General features: G+C 65.7%; 17 protein-coding genes. 7 read left to right on the top strand and 10 right to left on the bottom strand.

Annotated features, from left to right (window positions below; translation table 11 throughout):
• Window positions 1–4 precede the first annotated feature (4 nt).
• Window positions 5–247, bottom strand: coding sequence for a hypothetical protein (locus tag BN972_RS11020; protein ID WP_036357535.1), 243 nt, complete (start codon window positions 245–247; stop codon window positions 5–7).
• A 205-nt stretch (window positions 248–452) separates the two neighbouring features.
• On the opposite strand from BN972_RS11020, the gene stf0 reads away from it, so the two are divergent.
• From stf0 to BN972_RS27700, 5 genes are all read left to right on the top strand, one after another.
• Window positions 453–1,256 (top strand): trehalose 2-sulfotransferase, encoded by an 804-nt coding sequence (gene stf0 / locus BN972_RS11015; protein WP_036357532.1) that lies wholly within the window; start codon window positions 453–455, stop codon window positions 1,254–1,256.
• The gene (gene cysD, locus BN972_RS11010) at window positions 1,253–2,170 is read left to right on the top strand and encodes a sulfate adenylyltransferase subunit CysD (RefSeq protein WP_036357529.1); all 918 of its coding nucleotides are present in this window, start codon (window positions 1,253–1,255) and stop codon (window positions 2,168–2,170) included. The genes stf0 and cysD overlap by 4 nt, the downstream gene beginning before the upstream one ends.
• A complete protein-coding gene (gene cysC, locus BN972_RS11005; protein ID WP_051545367.1) occupies window positions 2,170–4,095 on the top strand; it encodes an adenylyl-sulfate kinase in 1,926 nt (641 codons plus the stop codon). The genes cysD and cysC overlap by 1 nt, the downstream gene beginning before the upstream one ends.
• A gap of 145 nt (window positions 4,096–4,240) precedes the next feature.
• Window positions 4,241–5,362: a YeiH family protein gene (locus tag BN972_RS11000; RefSeq protein WP_036357527.1), complete on the top strand. Its 1,122-nt coding sequence runs from the start codon at window positions 4,241–4,243 to the stop codon at window positions 5,360–5,362.
• Window positions 5,363–5,407: 45 nt separating this feature from the next.
• Complete coding sequence (locus BN972_RS27700; protein WP_051545365.1) at window positions 5,408–5,917, top strand: PE family protein; 510 nt, start codon at window positions 5,408–5,410, stop codon at window positions 5,915–5,917.
• Between the two features lie 22 nt (window positions 5,918–5,939).
• Here the strand turns inward: BN972_RS27700 and BN972_RS10990 are convergent, their stop codons facing one another.
• From BN972_RS10990 to fdxA, 6 genes are all read right to left on the bottom strand, one after another.
• Window positions 5,940–6,458, bottom strand: coding sequence for a DUF4334 domain-containing protein (locus tag BN972_RS10990; RefSeq protein WP_051545362.1), 519 nt, complete (start codon window positions 6,456–6,458; stop codon window positions 5,940–5,942).
• Between the two features lie 235 nt (window positions 6,459–6,693).
• The gene (locus BN972_RS10985) at window positions 6,694–7,158 is read right to left on the bottom strand and encodes a hypothetical protein (RefSeq protein ID WP_036357524.1); all 465 of its coding nucleotides are present in this window, start codon (window positions 7,156–7,158) and stop codon (window positions 6,694–6,696) included.
• Window positions 7,159–7,402: 244 nt separating this feature from the next.
• Window positions 7,403–8,671: an alpha/beta hydrolase gene (locus BN972_RS10980; protein ID WP_036357521.1), complete on the bottom strand. Its 1,269-nt coding sequence runs from the start codon at window positions 8,669–8,671 to the stop codon at window positions 7,403–7,405.
• Between the two features lie 44 nt (window positions 8,672–8,715).
• Complete coding sequence (locus BN972_RS10975) at window positions 8,716–11,043, bottom strand: APC family permease (protein ID WP_051545618.1); 2,328 nt, start codon at window positions 11,041–11,043, stop codon at window positions 8,716–8,718.
• A 60-nt stretch (window positions 11,044–11,103) separates the two neighbouring features.
• Window positions 11,104–12,198 carry a succinyldiaminopimelate transaminase gene (gene dapC, locus BN972_RS10970; RefSeq protein WP_099051120.1) on the bottom strand — a complete coding sequence of 365 codons (1,095 nt, stop codon included), beginning with the start codon at window positions 12,196–12,198 and terminating at the stop codon, window positions 11,104–11,106.
• Between the two features lie 26 nt (window positions 12,199–12,224).
• Window positions 12,225–12,548, bottom strand: a complete 324-nt coding sequence (gene fdxA, locus BN972_RS10965) for a ferredoxin (RefSeq protein ID WP_036360621.1) — start codon at window positions 12,546–12,548, stop codon at window positions 12,225–12,227.
• Between the two features lie 400 nt (window positions 12,549–12,948).
• On the opposite strand from fdxA, the gene BN972_RS10960 reads away from it, so the two are divergent.
• A complete protein-coding gene (locus BN972_RS10960; RefSeq protein ID WP_036357510.1) occupies window positions 12,949–13,281 on the top strand; it encodes a hemophore-related protein in 333 nt (110 codons plus the stop codon).
• Window positions 13,282–13,361: 80 nt separating this feature from the next.
• Here the strand turns inward: BN972_RS10960 and BN972_RS10955 are convergent, their stop codons facing one another.
• Window positions 13,362–15,896 carry a bifunctional FO biosynthesis protein CofGH gene (locus BN972_RS10955; RefSeq protein ID WP_099051119.1) on the bottom strand — a complete coding sequence of 845 codons (2,535 nt, stop codon included), beginning with the start codon at window positions 15,894–15,896 and terminating at the stop codon, window positions 13,362–13,364.
• A 271-nt stretch (window positions 15,897–16,167) separates the two neighbouring features.
• Between BN972_RS10955 and BN972_RS30995 the strand changes: the two genes are divergently transcribed.
• Window positions 16,168–17,115 (top strand): PE family protein, encoded by a 948-nt coding sequence (locus BN972_RS30995; RefSeq protein ID WP_036357508.1) that lies wholly within the window; start codon window positions 16,168–16,170, stop codon window positions 17,113–17,115.
• Between the two features lie 12 nt (window positions 17,116–17,127).
• On the opposite strand, the gene BN972_RS10945 is transcribed toward BN972_RS30995, so the two are convergent.
• Window positions 17,128–17,589 (bottom strand): hypothetical protein, encoded by a 462-nt coding sequence (locus BN972_RS10945; RefSeq protein ID WP_036357504.1) that lies wholly within the window; start codon window positions 17,587–17,589, stop codon window positions 17,128–17,130.
• A gap of 92 nt (window positions 17,590–17,681) precedes the next feature.
• The gene (gene mshB, locus BN972_RS10940; protein ID WP_036357503.1) at window positions 17,682–18,581 is read right to left on the bottom strand and encodes an N-acetyl-1-D-myo-inositol-2-amino-2-deoxy-alpha-D-glucopyranoside deacetylase; all 900 of its coding nucleotides are present in this window, start codon (window positions 18,579–18,581) and stop codon (window positions 17,682–17,684) included.
• Between the last annotated feature and the right edge of the window lie 77 nt (window positions 18,582–18,658).

Below are 18,658 nucleotides of genomic sequence, written 5' to 3'. Positions count from 1 at the left end.
TCGTTCACGCCGTCCCGTCCGCGCCGCCGTCGTGACCCTCCGGGTTCGACCCACCGTCGGCCGGGCCTTCGCCCGCGGTGCCGTCCGCACCACCGTCGTGGCCTTCCGGGTTCGACCCGCCGTCAGCTGGGCCTTCGCCCGCCGAACCGTCCGCGCCGCCATCGTGGCCCTCGGGGTTGGAGCCGCCGTCAGCGAGGCCCTCCCCGCCGTTGCCTGTGGTGGTGATGTCCTCGTCGTCGAGTGGCATGGTGATTCCCTTCGTTTCGGTGCAAGACTGCTGCCCTTAGGTTGTTTCCCGCGAATTCGACGGCCAAACGGCGAAACACCGGCCAATTCCCGAATCACTTACTGCCGCAACATCGACCGTGGCACGCACGGTCGGCAAGAGTTATCTTCAGCATGAGGCTAAATGGCTGTGTTGCACACGTTTTCACTGCCGCTAGGCTGCGTGGGTGGCCGATCATCCGTCGTCGTACCTGGTGCTGGCATCGCAGCGCAGCGGCAGCACGCTGCTGGTGGAATCCCTGCGCGCTACCGGCGTGGCCGGCGAGCCGCAGGAGTTCTTCCAGTACCTGCCTACCACCAGCCAGTCCCCACAGCCGCGGGAATGGTTCGCCGATGTCGACGATGAGTCGATCCTGGCACTGCTCGATCCGTTGGACGAAGGAAAGCCCGACCTCGCACCGGCCGAAATCTGGCGGGACTACATCCGCACCGTGGGCCGTACCCCGAACGGCGTGTGGGGCGGCAAGCTGATGTGGAATCAGACGCCGCTGCTGCTGGAGCGGGCCGCCGGCCTGCCCGACCGATCCGGCGAGGGCCTGCTGTCCGCCATCCGCGACGTCGTCGGTGAGGATCCGCTGCTGATCCACATCCACCGCCCGGATGTGGTGTCCCAGGCGGTGTCGTTCTGGCGCGCCGTGCAGACCCGGGTGTGGCGGGGCAGACCGGACCCGGTCCGCGATGCCCGTGCGACCTATCACGCCGGGGCGATCGCTCACGTCGTCAAGATGCTCCGCGCCCAGGAAGAAGGCTGGCGGAACTGGTTCATCGAGGAAAAGGTCGAACCGATCGAAATCTCTTACCCGGTGTTGTGGCGCAACCTCACTCAGGTGGTGGCCGACATCCTGGAGCGGTTGGGCCTCGACCCGCGATTGGCGCCCGAACCGGTGTTACAGCGCCAAGCCGACCAACGTTCCGACGAATGGGTGGACCGCTACCGGGTGGATGCGGAGAAGGAAGGATTACCAACATGACCGTCCACGTTGAGACACGCCGCGTTGACGAACTGCGGCTGCTGGAAGCCGAGGCGGTGCACATCATCCGCGAGGTCGTTGCCGAACTCGAGCGGCCCGTCCTGCTGTTCTCCGCGGGCAAGGACTCGATTGTGCTACTTCGATTGGCGGAGAAGGCTTTTCGTCCGGTTCCGTTGCCATTTCCGGTCATGCATGTCGACACCGGCCACAACTTCCCCGAAGTCATCGAGTTTCGCGACCGCCGGGTTACCGGTCAGGGTCACAAATTGATCGTCGCTTCCGTCCAGGAATCGATCGACAGGGGCCGGGTGCCGGATCCGGGTCCCGGCGCGTCACGCAACCGGGCACAGACCCGCACCCTGCTCGACGCGCTGGAGGAGGGCGGCTTCGACGCGGCGTTCGGCGGTGCCCGCCGCGACGAGGAACGCGCTCGCGCCAAGGAACGAATCCTTAGTTTCCGAGATGAATTCGGCCAGTGGGACCCGCGCGCCCAGCGGCCCGAGCCGTGGACGCTGTACAACGGCCGGATCAAGAAGGGCGAGCAGGTCCGGGTGTTCCCGTTGAGCAACTGGACCGAGCTCGACATCTGGCGTTACATCGAGCTGGAAGGCCTTGAGATACCGTCGATTTACTACGCGCACGAACGCGAGGTGTTCGAACGCGATGGCATCCTGCTGGCGGTCTCCGAGTACGCCAGTCCGCAGAACGGCGAAACCGCCAACACCGAATGGGTGCGCTATCGCACGGTCGGTGACCTGACCATCACCGGAGCGGTGCGGTCCAAAGCCACCGACATCAGCGGCGTCATCCGGGAGATCTCCGCGGCAACGGTGTCCGAGCGCGGCGAAACCCGAGCCGATGACCGCACTTCGGCGGCTGCAATGGAAGACCGCAAGCGAGAGGGGTACTTCTGATGACTGTCTCCGACCAGACTGACAAGGCCGAGAAGATCGTGCACCCCAAGGGCGTGACGAGGCAGCTACTGCGCATCACCACCGCCGGCTCGGTGGACGATGGCAAGAGCACCCTCATCGGGCGACTCCTGCACGACACCGACAGCCTGCCGCTGGACCACCTGGAAGCTGTCACGGACGAAGAGGGGGTGGCCGACCTGGCCGCGCTCTCGGACGGGCTGCGGGCCGAACGCGAGCAGGGCATCACCATCGATGTGGCCTATCGCTTCTTCTCCACCGAAACCCGTAGCTACATCCTGGCCGACACACCCGGCCACGAGCGCTACACCCGCAACATGTTCACCGGTGCCTCCAACGCGCACGTGGCGATCCTGCTGGTCGACGCCCGGGCCGGGGTGCTGAGGCAGACCCGACGGCACGCACGCATCGCAAAGTTGTTGGGGATCAACCACTTTGTCGCGACAGTGAATAAGATCGACCTGGTCGACTTCGACGAAGGCGCGTTCCAGAAGGTCGCGGACCAACTGGAGCAGGTAGCCGGTCGACTGGGCGCGGTCGACATCACCGTCATCCCGATCGCCGCCAAGCACGGCGACAACGTCGTGCATCGCTCCGATCGCACCCCGTGGTACGACGGCCCCACCCTGCTCGAGTATCTGGAAGGCGTCGAGTTGGCCGCGCCACAGGCCGAGGCCTCGCGGCTGCGACTGCCGGTGCAGTGGGTGTCACGTCCCACCGACAATGTGCGCCGCCGCTACACCGGACGGCTCGCGGCCGGCACCCTCAGCGTCGGAGATTCGGTGGTGTCGCTGCCCGCCGGCACCCGCTCGGAGGTGACGGCTCTGGACACGCTGGACGACGAGCGCACGACTGCCGTTGCGCCCCTGTCTGTTTCGATTGAACTCGCGGACGACATCGACGTCGGTCGCGGTGACGTGTTCGTCAGCGGTGCCGAGGATGCCGCGCTGCCGGTGCTGGCGCGCGAAATCGACGCCAACGTGTGCTGGTTCATCGACTCCCCGCTGCGCGCCGGTGACCGGCTGGCGCTGAAGCAGACCACCAAGACCGTGCGAGCGACGGTGCAGGAGCTGCACACGCGATTGGACCCCGAGACGCTCGACGAGTTGGATCAGCCGGTCGAGTTGACGCTCAACGACATTGGCACGGTGACGTTGCGGACCAGCTCGGTCATCATCGCCGACCCTTACGACGACAACCGCGACAGCGGCTCGTTCATCCTGATCGACGAGACCAGCAACGACACCGTCGGTGCAGGCACCATCATCGAGGCACGCGAGGTCAAGCCGGGCACCCATTCCCGCAGCGATATTCGCTGGCATCCCTCAGCGTTGGACCGCAAGCACCGCTGGCAGGCCACCGGCCAGCCCGGCGCCACCATCTGGTTCACCGGGCTGCCCGCATCCGGCAAATCGACGGTCGCGGTTGCGGTGGAGCGCGCGCTGGTCGAATCCGGCCGGATGGCTTACCTTCTGGACGGCGACAATCTGCGGCACGGCTTGTCCGACGATCTCGGGTTCTCCCCCGGTGACCGCACCGAAAACATCAGGCGGGTCGGGCATTTGACCCGGCTGCTGGCAGATGCCGGTGTGGTGGCGCTGGCGTCCCTGGTATCTCCGCTGAAGTCGGATCGGGAGACGGCACGGGCCCTCAACGACGCCGCCAAGCTTCCGTTCATCGAGGTGCACGTTTCCACCTCGTTGCAGGAGTGCGAAAAGCGGGACCCCAAGGGCCTTTACGCACGCGCCCGCAAGGGTGAGCTCAAGGGCCTGACGGGTGTCGACGCACCCTATGAGCCGCCGGAGGAGCCGGATCTCGTTCTGGACACCACCGGTGCCGACATCGACGAACTCGCGGCCAAGGTCATCGAATTGCTTAACGAACGCAGTCCGCGGCCGGGGAACTAGATTCAGCGCGATCCAATTGCTTGGTCTGACTGGACTCGCACGAAACGATTCCGGGAATGTATAGGGTTTCGCTGGATTGGTGGGCAACCTTGCTCGCCGGGTTGGTCGTGGCGCTGGCGGTGGCCGACGTGCTGCCCCGGGTCCCGTGGTGAGCGACGTCGGCGTCGCAGCCGACGAGACGGCCGTCGACGACACGTTCACCAGTCGCCGGCCATTGGATTACGTCCCGGGCATCTTGCTCCTGATCGGCGTCGGAGTGCTGGGCAAGTACGCCCAGATCTGGTGGAATGCGTTGGCCAAGCGGCAGCACTGGACCGTGCCGGATATCGAGTACGTCTTGTGGGCCATCCTGATCGGCCTGCTGATCGCCAACACCGTTGGGCTGCACCGAATATTCCGGCCAGGCGTGCTGACCTACGAGTTCTGGCTGAAGATCGGGATCGTGCTGCTGGGCTCGCGGTTCGTACTGGGGGACATCGCGAAGCTGGGTGGGGCCAGCCTGGTGCAGATCCTGGTGGATATGACGGTCGCAGGGACCATCATCCTGATCGCCGCTCGCGCATTTGGGTTGTCCGGCAAGCTCGGCTCGCTGCTGGCCATCGGGACCTCCATCTGCGGGGTGTCGGCCATCGTTGCCGCCAGAGGCGCGATCCGCGCCCGCAACTCCGACGTCAGCTACGCGATCGCCGCAATCCTGGCTTTGGGAGCGGTGGCGCTGTTCGCCCTGCCGCCGCTCGGTCACCTGATCGGGCTCAGCAACTACGAATTCGGCTTGTGGGCAGGCCTGTCGGTGGACAACACCGCCGAGACCACCGCCACCGGTTACCTCTACTCCGAGCAGGCCGGCAAGATCGCCGTGCTGGTCAAGTCGACGCGTAACGCGCTGATCGGCTTCGTCGTGCTGGGTTTCGCGTTGTACTGGGCGGCCCGCGGCCAGGCCGATGCGATCGCGCCGGGCGCACGGGCCAAGGCGGCGTTCATCTGGGAGAAGTTCCCCAAGTTCGTGTTGGGGTTCCTGGCCGTGTCCGCGGTTGCGACGCTGGGCTGGTTGAGCAAGGGACAGACTGCCAGCCTGGCCAATGTGTCGAAATGGGCGTTCCTGTTGACCTTCGCCGGGGTCGGACTGACTACCGACATCCGCCAGATCACCCGAACCGGTTGGCGCCCATTGCTCGTCGCGATCGTCGGTCTGGTCGTCGTAGCGACGGTGTCGCTGGGGCTGGTTCTGCTGACGTCCCGTGTCCTGCGCTGGGGCGTCGCCGTTTAGCGTTCTCTCTGGTGGTCTGGCCGGGGATCATGCGATGCTTTTGCCGTGTCCTCGCTGATTGCGGCGCCGGAATTGATGGCGGTGGCGGCCACGGACCTGGCGGCCATCGGTTCGATGCTCCGCGCGGCGCACGAGGCCGCGGCGCCCCGCACACTGGGAGTTCTGCCAGCCGCTTCCGACGAGGTGTCGGCGGGTATCGCACATCTGTTTTCCGAGCACGCCCAGGAATACCAGGGGCTGGCCGGGCACGTAGGGACGTTCCATGACCGGTTCGTCCAGCAATTGAGTGGCAGCGCAACGGCTTACGCGAGCGGCGAGGCCGCCAATATTGTGTTTCTGCAATCGTTGGAAGCGTTTGCGACTTCGGTGTCGCGTGCCATTTCCGGGGCGATCGACGGCACCATCAATCAATTCGTTGACTTCGTGTCGTACCTCTTGTCGCTTGCGTTCCGGCCCATCTTCTACGCGCTCCTGGACCCCATCCTCGATCTGTACACGTGGGTGGTGTTGCTGGCGCTGTATGCAGCCCTGTATGGGGCGCTCACCGGCGCATAGAACGCGTCAGTCGCCGTGGGGATTAGACCCGTTCCAGATAGAAGTAGGCATGGCGACCATTGTCGAGGGCGTTCTTGCCGTTCATGATTCCCATCACGGCGCGGTCGTCGATTTTCTTGAAGTGGTCGTGAACGGGCTGCTGGTCGAAAATCATCGTCGCCGTTACCTCGCCGCGGAATTCCTCCATCCATAGGCTGGCTTCACCGTTTACGGTGTTGGAGTACTTCTTGCCGTCGGCGTCCAAGCAGACCAGCGGCTGCGCGTCGGTAGCGGAATTGAAGGTCTTGCCGAACCAGTTGATCTGTGCCAAAGTCCCGTTCTCACGGTGGCCGGTGTCGAACTCGCCGCCTTGCCATTCTCCGATCATGAAGTCGATGGTGGCCGGCTCCAACGCAGCCCAGAATTCGTCGAGGTCGGCGTCGGGGATCAGCATTCGCTGTGGCCCGGTGACCAGGCGCTGCCCGGCGCGCGCCTTGAGTTCGTTGAATTTCTCGCGGGCCGTGCCGGCTGTCGGTTCGTCGGTGACTGTTGAAATGTTCATGGCATTGATGGTTGATCTTTTTAGGGCGCCGCAGTAGCGCGTGTGTCTTTGTAGGGCTACAAGTCCGCTTTGTAAGTTCGGCCGCCCAGGTCGCCGCCGCCCACCACATCAGCCACGCCAAAGCCTCCGCATTGATGTATCTGGCCTGCGCCCTACGCCACCGACTGCCCCGCGTCCAGGCTCTGCTGGCCGCCGACGCCACCCGCTACGGACCCCTGTCGGCCGACGTCGTTCGCTACCGGCGACCCGTCGGGTCCTGCCTTTTTCGAAGACTCCGTACGATTTCGCGGAGGCCGCTCAAGGCATAAGTCGCCGCCCACAACGAAATCAGAATGAGGACAACAAACATCGGTACCCAGCTGCTCTTGTGATGGTCGACGCTCCACCAGACCCCGGTAAAGAGAATCGCGCAGATAAGCAACAAAACGTCACGCAGGCCGGCGCGATACGAGCCGGCCGCTCTTCGCAGGGGCTGGTATCGATTGGCGGCAGCGACAAGGTCTTTGATCCGGCTATTGATGCTCTGCCGGAGCTCGGCACGCAGCTCCTCTTCCTCCGAAGGTAAAGCGTCCAAAAGCTCTAAATCCTGCTTGATGCCTTTGCGAACATCCGGCCCCTTCAGGTACCCGGCGGCGATGCCGACAGCCAACCCCCCGGCGATGGGAGCTATCCCCATGGCCATATCGGCCACAGCGGGCATGGCTTCGTCTCCTTCGACCTTGAATGATGTTCTACGGTGGCCGATGTTCGGGCGGGGCTAACGGATGTGACGAATGGTACCAATAGTCAGGTGTCTCTGACGGCGAGCCGAACCTGACTGCGATATCTGGCCGTCAAATTCGCGGTGTGGTTCGGTTCGCGAGTCTGGCATGAGGGTCTCGCGGACAGCGCATTTAATTGGCTCCATACGCATTCGCACCGCTGATTTCGAGGCCCGGCCGCAGTTAACCCGCCTGGTGGCTGAGGCTGCCCGCACGTGTAGACGCGTATACCTCGGCCAGAAACTGCTCGACCGCAACCGCGGCGTGCGACGCCCGCACCGACCCGAAAATATCGAAAGCGTGTTGCGCGTAAGGCAATTCGGCGTAGACCACCGGCTGCCTGCTGACCTCGCGCAACCGTGCCACGAAACTGCGCGCCTGCTCGACCGGGATCAGCGAGTCGTTGACCCCGTGCAGGACGAAGAATGGCGGCGCGTCCTCGGAGACATGGGTGATCGACGACGCCAGGCGAAACGGTTCGGCGATCTCATTGCGGCTCAGCTTGAATACCCGCTTGCCCATCATCGCCGGCATCATCGGATGCACCGCGTCGTCGCGGGTGAAGTCGTAGAACCCGTAGAACGGCACTGCCGCCTGCACGCGGGTGTCCAGTTCCTCGAAGCCGGGCTGGAACAGCGGGTAGTTCGGCGTGACGGCGGCCAGCGACGACAGATGCCCGCCGGCCGAGCCGCCGGTGATCGCAATCCAGTCCGGATCCCCGCCGTATTCGGCGATGTGCTCCTTCGTCCACGCGATCGCGCGCTTGACGTCGGCGATCTGGTCGGGCCACGTCGAGCGCGGGCTCAGCCGATAGTTGACCGACACACATACCCAGCCCAGCTCGGCGAGATGGCTCATCAACGGATGCGCTTGTCCCCGTTTGTTTCCCACCATCCAGGCGCCACCGTGGACCTGCAGCAGCACCGGCGCTTTACCCCCGCGGTCGAGGTCAGGTCGCCGCCAGATGTCGAGCTGGTTCCGGGCGCCGAACTCTCCGTAGCTGATGTCGGTGTCGTGCGCGTAGTCGCGCCAGATCCGCAGCATGCGGGCCGGGCCGGGCTTCTTCGCGGTCGCGCCGTTCGGTGCCGGCCGCTTCCATAGATCACCCGCCTCACGGCGACGCTCGGCACCCAGCCCTTCGTCCAGTGCCGCGGTCAGCGTTTCGTCGGACCGCTGACCGAGGCGGTGCAGACCGAACAAGCCCAACCAGGACAGCCCCGACACAAACCAGCTGAAACCGAGCAACCGGACGGGGACCCAACGCGACACCGTCGCCAGTGCGGTCGCATGAGCTGCCGCGGACTGCAACGGGAGTTCGGAGGCGAACAGGCCGAAGGCGAAGGCATGGCCCGCGCCATACCCCTTCTTGCTCAGCGGCCGGTACCCGTTCAACGTGAACACCGACCCCAACACCGCCAGCAACGCGGCCCCGACCGCGGCCAATCGTTTCAAAGCTGCCTCCTCGCGCGACTACCCAACGAATCTAACCGGCCGGCTCAGCCGATTTCCCCGGCCGCCCCTGAACCACCGGCGTCCCGGGTCTCCGCGGGCTCCTCGACCACGGTGTATGCAGGGTCGACCATCCACATTGGCCGGTCGCCGCTCTGCCGCGCCTTGCCGGTCACCCGCAGCAGCTGGCCGGGCTGAATGTCCGCGCCACCACGGTCCGGCCGGAACCTGATGCGCACTTCGCCGCTGTCGTCGCCGACCACGATCCAGCGGAACGTGCCCCGCCGCTTGGCGATGTCCTCGACCTCGTTGACCCGCCCTTCGATGGTGGCGCGCTGACCGGGGATCAGGCTTGCCACCGTGATCACCGAGGACCGACGCTCGGGATGCTCGTATGCCTCGACATTGCGATCCTCGGCTTGGGAAACCCACGCCTCGACCCTGTCGAGTTCACGGCCGATCCGCTGCTCGAGCCGTTGCGGGTACGCGTCCTTGATTCGGGACTGCACGTCGTACGGCACGATCGTGGCGGCAGCGTCGGGGATCAGGCTCACCGCGCGGGCGATCTTGTCCGCGGTCCGGTCGTGCAGCAGGCGTCCCAGCAGCGGCGCATAGGTGCGACGCGGCAGCAGCACGGTCACGTTGGTGTCAGGGTTCTCCTTGCTGGTCCGCGCCACCAGGATCTGTGCGGCGCGGGTGACGCGTCGATCCGGACAATCGATCACCCGCAGCCGGGTGTCCAATTCGAAATCGTCCCAACGCTTTCGTAACTGCGCGGCGTGCACCGCGTCGACCATGAAATGCACGGCGATCAACTCGTCGGCCCGTAATCCCTTCCCGTATCGCAGCGCCTCGATCACCGCCAGGTCGACCGAGTTCACGAAGATGAACACCCGGTGCCGCGCGTACTTCACCAGCTCCGGCCGGTCGGTGCGGAACATCTCGAGAATGGCTGCCTCGGCGCGGTATTCGCGATTCAGCCGGATCAGAGCGAACACCAGCAGCGGGAAGACAACGACGACGAGCCATGCCCCCTCGGTGAACTTCGCGACCGCGAAGATGCCTACCACGATCGTCGACATGATGCCCGCGGACAGGTTGATCGCCAGCCGGTGCCGCCAACCCGGTTCCCGGTGCGTCAGATGATGTTTGGTCATTCCGTACCCGGCCATCGAGAAGCCGGTGAACACGCCGATCGCGTAGAACGGCACCAGCGCGTTCACCGACCCCCCGGTAGTCAGCAACAGCAACACCGATAGCGCCGTGAGGGCGATGATGCCGTTGGAGAACACCAGTCGGTGACCGCGTTTCATCAGCTGGCGCGGCAGGAACCGGTCCTCGGCAACGAAACTGGCCAGCGCCGGGAACCCATTGAAGCTGGTGTTGGCCCCGGTGAACAGAATGGCGGCGGTGGACGCCTGCACCAGGATGAAGCACACGTGCCCGACCACGCCGGTGCCGAACACCGCCCGGGCGATCTGGGACAGAACCGACGGGTATTCGGTCAGGTACGGCGTGGCGTGCGTGGCGTATGCGAGGTAGGCCACGCCGGCCAGCAGGAACCCCAGGATGCACGCCATCGCGGTGAGCACCCGGCGCGCGTTGCGGCCCTGCGGCTTTCGGAATACCTCGACGGTGTTGGAAATCGCCTCGACGCCCGTCAACGACGAACCTCCGTTGGCGAACGCGCGCAGCAACACCAGAATGGTCGCGCCCATCACCAGGCCGTTGCCCTGATGCACCGCGACGGTTCCGGGCAGCTGATGCGGATCGTATATCGGCAGACTCCAAAACAGGTGGCGCACAACGCCCGTCACGATGGTGGCCGACACCATGATGATGAACAGGTAGGTCGCCGCCGCGAACGGCTTTCCCGCTTCCTTCAGTCCGCGCAGGTTCAGGTAGCAGATGAAGATCACCACACCGATGGTGATCTCCAGGCTGAACGGGCCCAGCGCCGGCAATGCCGACACCACGGCGACCGTGCCCGCCGCGGCCTGCACTGCCACCGTCACCACATAGTCGATCAGCAGCGCCGCCGCGGCCACCTGCGCGATCTTCGGCCCAAAGTTGTCCCGCGCCACGATGTAAGAGCCACCGGCCCGGGTGTAGGCCATCACCACCTGCCGGTACGACGCCGCCACCAACACCAGGATCAGCAGGATGACGCCGGTGATGGGCAGCAGCAACGCGAACGCCGCCAACCCCGCCTGGGGCAGCAGCTCGATGAGGATCTGCTCGGGGCCATAGGCCGTAGACGAGATCGCGTCCGGCGACAGCGCTCCCAGGGCGACGCGGTTGGACAGTCGCTCGTCGGCCAGTTCCTCGGTGATCAGCGGCTTGCCCAGAAACACCCGCTTGAGGACGTCGCCCATCGTCAGCGGGATTCGCAGCTTGCCGGTCGAATCGCTCGCCGCTCGCGTCACCGATGAATCCTAAGAAAGGTGGGCGAGGCGCCCAACCGCGGCGGCGATGCGCTCGTCGGTGGCGGTCAGCGCGACCCGCACGTGCCGGGCACCGCCGGGCCCGTAGAAATCGCCCGGCGCCACCAGGATGCCGCGCTCGGCCAGCCAGGCGACCGTCTCGTGGCATCCCTCGTCCCGACTGGCCCACAGATAAAGACCGGCTTCGGAATGGTCGACGGTGAACCCCGCCGACCGCAGTGCCGGGAGCAGCACCGCACGCCGCTGCGCATAGCGCTCCCGCTGCAGCTTCTCGTGGTCGTCGTCGTCCAGCGCGGCCACCATGGCGGCCTGCACCGGCGTAGGCACGATCATCCCGGCGTGTTTACGCACCGCAAGCAACTCGGCGACCAGGCTCGCATCGCCGGTGACGAATCCGGCCCGGTATCCGGCCAGCGACGAACTCTTGGACAGCGAATGCACCGCCAGCAGTCCGCGGTGGTCGCCGTCGCAGACCGACGGGTGCAGCACCGACAGCGGTTCAGCTTCCCAGGCCAGTCCCAGATAGCACTCGTCGGAGGCCACCAGCACGCCGCGCTCACGGGCCCACCCGACGACCTTGCGCAGGTGGTCGACACCCAGGACCCGGCCGGTCGGATTGCTCGGCGAGTTCAGGAACACCAGCGCTGGGGTCTGGGGGCCGAGCTGGGTGAGCGAATCCGCGCGCACCACTTGGGCTCGCGCCAGTCGCGCGCCCACGTCGTAGGTCGGGTACGCCAGTTCGGGCACCACCACCACATCCGCGGGGCCCAGCCCGAGCAGGGTCGGCAACCACGCGATCAATTCCTTGGTGCCGATGACAGGCAACACCGCCGACTCGGCCACCCCGGTGACGCCGAACCGGCGCGCCAGGGCCGCGACCGCCGACTCACGCAGCTGCGCGGTCCCGGCGGTAGCCGGATAGCCCGGCTCGGCACTGGCCGACGCCAGTGCGTCCTGGATCAGCGGCGCGACGGGGTCCACCGGGGTGCCGACCGACAGGTCGACGATGCCGTCGGGGTGAGCGGCGGCGGCGGCCTTCGCCTCGGCCAGGGTGTCCCAGGGGAACTCCGGCAGGGACGCCGACACGGTCTGCCGGCGTGGCATCGGCGCGGTCAGTCCTCGCCCTGCGGGGGCAGATCCTTGACCACCTGCGGGTCGTTCTCGGTGAGGCCGACCTTGGCGGCACCACCCGGCGATCCCAGCTCGACAAAGAAGTCGGCGTTGATCTGGGTGTACTCGCTCCACTGGTCGGGCACGTCGTCTTCGTAGTAGATCGCCTCGACGGGACAGACCGGTTCACAGGCTCCGCAGTCGACGCATTCGTCGGGGTGGATGAACAGCATCCGGGCACCCTCGTAGATGCAGTCGACCGGGCACTCTTCGATGCACGCCTTGTCTTTGATGTCGACACAAGGCTGGGAAATCACGTACGTCACGGACGTCTCCTCCATGTACGGCTCAAGGGTGGGCTGCTAGTAGTTACCCGAGGGGCTCCCGGGTAAGCATTCGGTTACTGATACTAGACGTTGCATATACAAGCCCGGCAATTGGCACGCCCGGCGAGATGTCAAGTCGGTCCCAACCTAATGCCCGTGCGCTTTGCGCAGGCGTCGAGGCGCTTCTTAAGGCCTCTCGGCCTCGATTTCGCCCACCGCGAAATTTTGCGAAACAAGCGCCTGACCTGCACAGAGTTACGTCTGCGCCGGGTCCGGCGATAACAAAGTCGTGAAGAGCAAGTCCGCGGTGCCTGGTAGCCTTTACGCAGACGGCAACCGCTGGGCAGATGTCGTCGCCGTTGTGTCTGACGGTGCAATATTTTGGGGAAGGTGTCCGAAAATGAGGTTGTCGCTTACCAAGATGGCCGTGGTTACTGGGGGTCTGGCAGTGTCGCTGGGCCTGGGGACTGGAATCGCCTCGGCCGATCCAATGGACGTCGCTGTGAACACGACGTGCAGCTACCCGCAGGTGATCGCCGCGCTCAACGCGACGAACCCGGGAGCCGCGGCGCAGTTGAACTCGTCGCCGATCGCGCAGAGCTACCTGCAGCGGTTCCTGGCTTCGCCGCCGCCGCAGCGCGCGCAGATGGCCGCGCAGCTGCAGGCCATGCCGGGTGCGTCGCAGTACGTCGGCGTGGTGGAGTCCGTCGCCGGAGTTTGTAGCAGCTACTGAGTTCGACCCGCGAGCGTAACGCCGCGGCTGACCTCCACTCGGAGTGACGCTGGCGTTGCGCTCGCGGTTTTTTGGCGGGCTCAGGCGGCTAGCGAGGCGTACGTCGTGGTGCGCTGACGCGCGGGCCGGCCGATGCCCTCGGCGATAGCTGTCAATTCCGCTACCGACTTCGCCGATCCGTGCTCCGAACCTGCCATCCGCGAGATGGTCTCTTCCATCAGCGTGCCGCCCAAATCGTTGGCGCCGCCGTTGAGCATCACCTGCGTGCGCTCCACGCCAAGCTTCACCCAGCTCGTCTGGATATGCGAGATGCGGCCGTGCAGCATGATCCGCGCCAGCGCGTGCACCGCCCGATTGTCCCGGTGGGTGGGCCCCGGCCGGGCCGCGCCGGCCAGATATAGCGGTGAATTCTGATGGACGAACGGCAGCGGCACGAACTCGGTGAACCCGCCGGTGCGATCCTGGATGCCCCGCAACACGTTCAGGTGACCCACCCAGTGCTTCGGGCTGTCCACGTGTCCATACATCATCGTCGACGACGACCGCAGCCCCACCTCGTGCGCGGTGGTCACGATTTCCACCCACAGCGACGTCGGTAGCTTGCCCTTGGTGAGCACCCACCGGACCTCGTCGTCGAGGATCTCAGCGGCCGTGCCGGGAATCGTGTCCAACCCGGCTTCCCGCAACCCGGTGAGCCACTCCCGAATGCTCAGGCCGCTCTTGGTCACGCCGTTGGCGATCTCCATCGGCGAGAAGGCATGCACGTGCATGGACGGCACCCGCGCCTTGACGGCCCGCACCAGATCGGCGTAGCCGGTGACCGGCAACTCCGGATCGATACCGCCCTGCATGCAGATTTCGGTGGCGCCGGCGACGTGGGCCTCCCACGCGCGGTCGGCCACCTCCTGCGCCGACAATGAATACGCGTCGGCGTCCCCTTTGCGTTGGGCGAAGGCACAGAACCGGCAGCCGGTGTAGCAGATGTTGGTGAAGTTGATGTTGCGGTTCACCACAAACGTCACTTCGTCGCCGACCACCTCGCGGCGCAACGAATCCGCTAGCGCCGCAACAGCGTCCAGCGCAGGACCGTCGGCGGTGGCCAGCGCCAGGTACTGCTCGTCGGAGCAGCCGCCGGGATCGCGCTCGGCCGAGCGCAGCGCGGCGAGCACGTCGGTGTCTAGGCGTTCTGGCGCTTTGGCGCCTTGGGCGGCCAGCTCGTGCACCCGCGACCGGATCGATTCCCAGTCGCCGAACGCACTGTCGAGGTCGCTGCGGGCTTCGCTGTTGCGGCCCTCGGTGTCGATCGCGGCGTTCAGGTCGACCCGGCCGCTGGAGGCCACCTCGTCCGGCTCCTGCCAGGGCGCACCCACCGGGTTGACGTCGCGGGCGAACCCGGTGGCCGGATCGGCCAGCGCGACAACGTGTCCGCGCACCCGCGGATCGATCCACGCCGCGCCCGCCTGTACGTACTTCGGCTGCGCGGTGAGCCGCTGCACCAGGTCATAACCGGCCTCGGCGGTGACGGCGGCCAGGTCGTCAAGCGCGGGCCAGGGCCGCTCGGGGTTGACGTGATCGGGTGTCAAGGGCGAGACGCCACCCCAGTCGTCCACGCCGGCGGCCACCAAGGCCAGGCATTCGTCGCGGGACACCAGGTTCGGCGGCGCCTGGATGCGCATGCCGGGCCCGAGCACCAGCCGGGCAACCGCCACGGTGGCCAGGTAGTCCTCGATGCCCGCGTCGGGTACGGCCGCCATTGCGGTGTGTTCCTTGGCCCGAAAGTTCTGCACGATCACTTCCTGGATGTGCCCGAACTCCTTGTGCGACTTGCGAATAGCATGCAACGTGTCGGCCCGCTCCGCCAATGTCTCGCCGATGCCCACCAGCAGCCCGGTGGTGAACGGGATGGACAAGCGGCCGGCGTCGGTCAGCGCACGCAGTCGCACCGCCGGATCCTTGTCGGGACTGCCGTAGTGTGCCAGCCCCTTGGTCTCGAAGAGCCGTCGCGACGTCGTCTCGAGCATCATGCCCATCGAGGGCGCCACCGGCTTCAGCCGCGACATCTCCGACCAGGTCATTACGCCGGGGTTCAGGTGCGGCAGCAGGCCGGTCTCCTCCAGCACCCGGATCGCCATGGCCCGCACGTAGGACAGCGTGGAGTCATAACCCCGTTCACCCAGCCACTGGCGCGCTTCCGGCCAGCGGTCCTCCGGCCGGTCACCCAGAGTGAACAACGCTTCCTTGCAACCCAACTCGGCTCCACGACGCGCCACGTCGAGAATCTCGTCGGGTTCCATGTACATGCCCATTCCCTGGGCCCGCAACCGCCCCGGAACGGTGACGAACGTGCAGTAGTGGCAATTGTCCCGGCACAAGTGGGTGATCGGCAGGAAGACCTTGCGCGAGTAGCTGATCGGCAATCGGCCTTCCGGCCCGCGTCGCCCCGCAGACTCGAGGCCCGCATCACGTACCCGCGCCGCGCTCGCACACAGATCGGCCAGGTCGTCGCCGCGCGCGGTCATTGCGATAGCGGCCTCATCAATATTCAGCGCTACGCCGTCGCGGGCCCGGCGCAACACGCGTCGCAATGCCGACCCACTCGGGGCCGCAGCAGGCATGACGGGATTGGGCAGAGCCGTCGGCTCGGGTGTCACCGGCACGTTGGTGTAACTTCCCCGCGCTCGATTTTCATCCGCACGTCCCACCAAGTGAAAACCTGGGCATCCCGGCTGCCATACGCGCAAGGGTAGCGGCAGGCCATGGTTGGCACACGACTGACCAGCGTCGGCAAATCCGCAGAGCCATTCCGCCGACTCCGGCAAAATCTGGACTCGATCGCGATACGATCGATTCGTTTCGTAGTCGCACGCCAGCGAAAAGGTGATTGGAATGTCGTTCATCCATGCGGCGCCCGAAGCGCTGGCGACGGCGGCTTCCAGCATCGCCGGCATCGGCTCCGATATCACCTCGGCCAATGCGTCGGCGGCCGTCCCTACCACCGCGGTCCTGGCGGCCGCAGGCGACGAGGTTTCAGCCCAGGTCGCGGCGCTGTTTTCTAGCCACGCCAAGGGTTACCAGCAGCTCAGTGCGCAAATGGCGGCCTTCCACGAAAAGTTTGTGGGGGCCCTGAGCGCGACCGCCAACGCGTATGCGGCAACCGAGGCGAGCGCGGCGCGGAACCTGGTGAGCGCCGTGGACGCACCCGTCCAGAAACTGCTTGGTCAGCCGCTGATCGGTGGTGGTGCAGTGCCGGGTGCCGGTGTCGTGTCCAACGCCATAAGCCAGCTGCAAGGCATCTTTGGTGGCACGGGCATCTTCGGTGGCACGGGTGGCTTCAGTGGCATCCGCGGATCCATCGCGACGGCCCTAAGTCAAGCCCGCGCTAGTATGCCCGCGCCGCCGCCCACCGGCGGGTTTAGTGCTCTGACGGCTGCGAGCGCGCTGCTGCAGCCGGCTGGCATCACTGGCGCCACAGCAGCGGCATTGCCGGCGGCATCGGCGTTCGGCGACGGAATCAAAGCTCTTTACAACGCCATCGAGCCGTGGGTGGCGTACGGATTCGACGTGGCCTCATGGGCGGCGGGTTGGATACCTTGGATCGGCTGGATAGTGGCACCCCAGATTCAGTTCTTCTACCACTGGATTGAACCCATGGTGCAGAGCGGTCTGTTCAACATCCTCGACTGGCTGGGAGGGTCGATCAGCTTCGGCCAGGGGCTGAACAATTTCTTGAATGTCGCCTGGGATGAAACCTGGCAATTCTTTTACGACGAGTTCTACTGGATCTTCGGCTCCATCTTGCCGCCGCTGCCGCCGCTGCCGCCGTGGCCGTTCTAGTAATCCTCCGGCTCAGCTGGGACGTCTAAGGCGGAACAGCACCCACACCGGTGGCGCGACGCCCAGCACGATCAACAGCAGCGCGGCGTAAGCCATTACTCCCTGGCCGCCGAGGACCACGTCGCCGCCGGGCCCGCCAAGGCTCAGCACGGCGACCGTCAGCAACCACGTCCACAATGGCAACGCGGCCAGTCTGGTAGAGGTGGTCCAGCGGCTCGCGGCCCACACCAGCGCGGCGTTCAGCAGGCCGCTGAACAATGCGCTCACGGGAAAGGGAACCGAGCCGATATATGAGGGCAGCAGCAGCGCTGCGGCCAGAGCCGACAGAACCCCGTCGACGGCCAACAGCGTTAAAACGACAAATCGGATAGCAGGATCCGTCGCGCCGGTCTCCTCGATAGGGGCCGCGCGTGACGTGGTGTCTGTCAGGTTGGGACGCTGTCGATCTGGGACGCGATCGAACCGATCACCCACTGCAGACTGTCGAGGCGGTCTTGCCAGTGCTGCAGGTTAGGGTCCAAGTCCGGGTCCATGCGAATTCCTTCCGTGGCTGCCTGTTTGGCAGTTTACGTGTCCCCACCAGCGATGCCCAGACCGGCCAACAGATCCGTCTCCCAGCCTCGCGCATCGCGGGGCCCCGGTTCGCCGGCGACGAGAATGTAATGCTCCTCGGCCAGAATCGGCAGCGCCAGGTTGTTGGACAGGGCGGCGGCGCGTCCGGTGGCACCGACGACGAGTTGCGTGGCATGCGCGGCGAGTGCGGCAACCTTGGCGGCATGCGCATCGGCATCAGCTTCGATGACGGCACTGATCCGCTCGTTCGGGTAGGTGAATGGGATCATTTCCGCGGGCGGCAGCACCCACTCCGGCCGCAGATCCTCGGGAACCAGACCCTGTATACCGGCAGCCAGGGCATCCCGCGACAACACAGTCCAGTAGAACTTCGGTACCGACCACGGCTCGCCCGGGTAATCGTCGCCTGCCGCGGCGGCCACGGCGGCGGTGGTGACGACGTGGGTGTGGATGTGGTCGGGATGGCCGTAGCCGCCATCGGGGTCGTAGGTGACCACGACATGCGGACGCAGGTCGCGGATCAGCGCCACCAGCGCTCCGACCGCCTCCCGCTGGTCGGCGTCGACGAACCGGCGCCGGTTACGCGGCTCGGTGCCGGCCATACCGGAATCCCGCCATCGTCCCGCGCCGCCCAGATAGATGGGATCCCGGACACCCAGCGCATGCAATGCCCGACTGAGCTCGCCGATCCGGTAACCCCCCAACTGATCCGCGTGGTCGACGGCGAGTTGAGCCCATCGTTCGCCGATGACTTCGCCCTCTTCGCCGAGGGTGCACGTGATGACCTGGACCTGCGCGCCACGTGCGGTGTAATGGGCGATGGTGGCGCCGTTGGCCAGGCTTTCGTCGTCGGGATGTGCGTGCACGAACAACAGCCGCGGTGTCTCAGGCATGGACGAACCCTACCCGCCACCGTCCCACCGACAGCAAAAACCAACTTCAGTGAATAATAGGAACGCTTGCGGCTACT

The sequence above is a fragment of the Mycobacterium asiaticum DSM 44297 genome, assembly GCF_000613245.1.
Lineage (GTDB): Bacteria > Actinomycetota > Actinomycetes > Mycobacteriales > Mycobacteriaceae > Mycobacterium > Mycobacterium asiaticum.
This window is presented reverse-complemented; position numbering and strand designations above follow the sequence as displayed.

Coding starts and splice junctions, on each gene's coding strand:
- BN972_RS11020 (WP_036357535.1), bottom strand. CDS start 247: ATGCCACTCGACGACGAGGACATCACCACCACAGGCAACGGCGGGGAG.
- cysD (WP_036357529.1), top strand. CDS start 1,253: ATGACCGTCCACGTTGAGACACGCCGCGTTGACGAACTGCGGCTGCTG.
- cysC (WP_051545367.1), top strand. CDS start 2,170: ATGACTGTCTCCGACCAGACTGACAAGGCCGAGAAGATCGTGCACCCC.
- BN972_RS10990 (WP_051545362.1), bottom strand. CDS start 6,458: ATGAACATTTCAACAGTCACCGACGAACCGACAGCCGGCACGGCCCGC.
- BN972_RS10985 (WP_036357524.1), bottom strand. CDS start 7,158: ATGCCCGCTGTGGCCGATATGGCCATGGGGATAGCTCCCATCGCCGGG.
- BN972_RS10975 (WP_051545618.1), bottom strand. CDS start 11,043: ATGGGCGACGTCCTCAAGCGGGTGTTTCTGGGCAAGCCGCTGATCACC.
- BN972_RS10960 (WP_036357510.1), top strand. CDS start 12,949: ATGAGGTTGTCGCTTACCAAGATGGCCGTGGTTACTGGGGGTCTGGCA.
- BN972_RS10955 (WP_099051119.1), bottom strand. CDS start 15,896: ATGCCTGCTGCGGCCCCGAGTGGGTCGGCATTGCGACGCGTGTTGCGC.
- BN972_RS30995 (WP_036357508.1), top strand. CDS start 16,168: ATGTCGTTCATCCATGCGGCGCCCGAAGCGCTGGCGACGGCGGCTTCC.
- mshB (WP_036357503.1), bottom strand. CDS start 18,581: ATGCCTGAGACACCGCGGCTGTTGTTCGTGCACGCACATCCCGACGAC.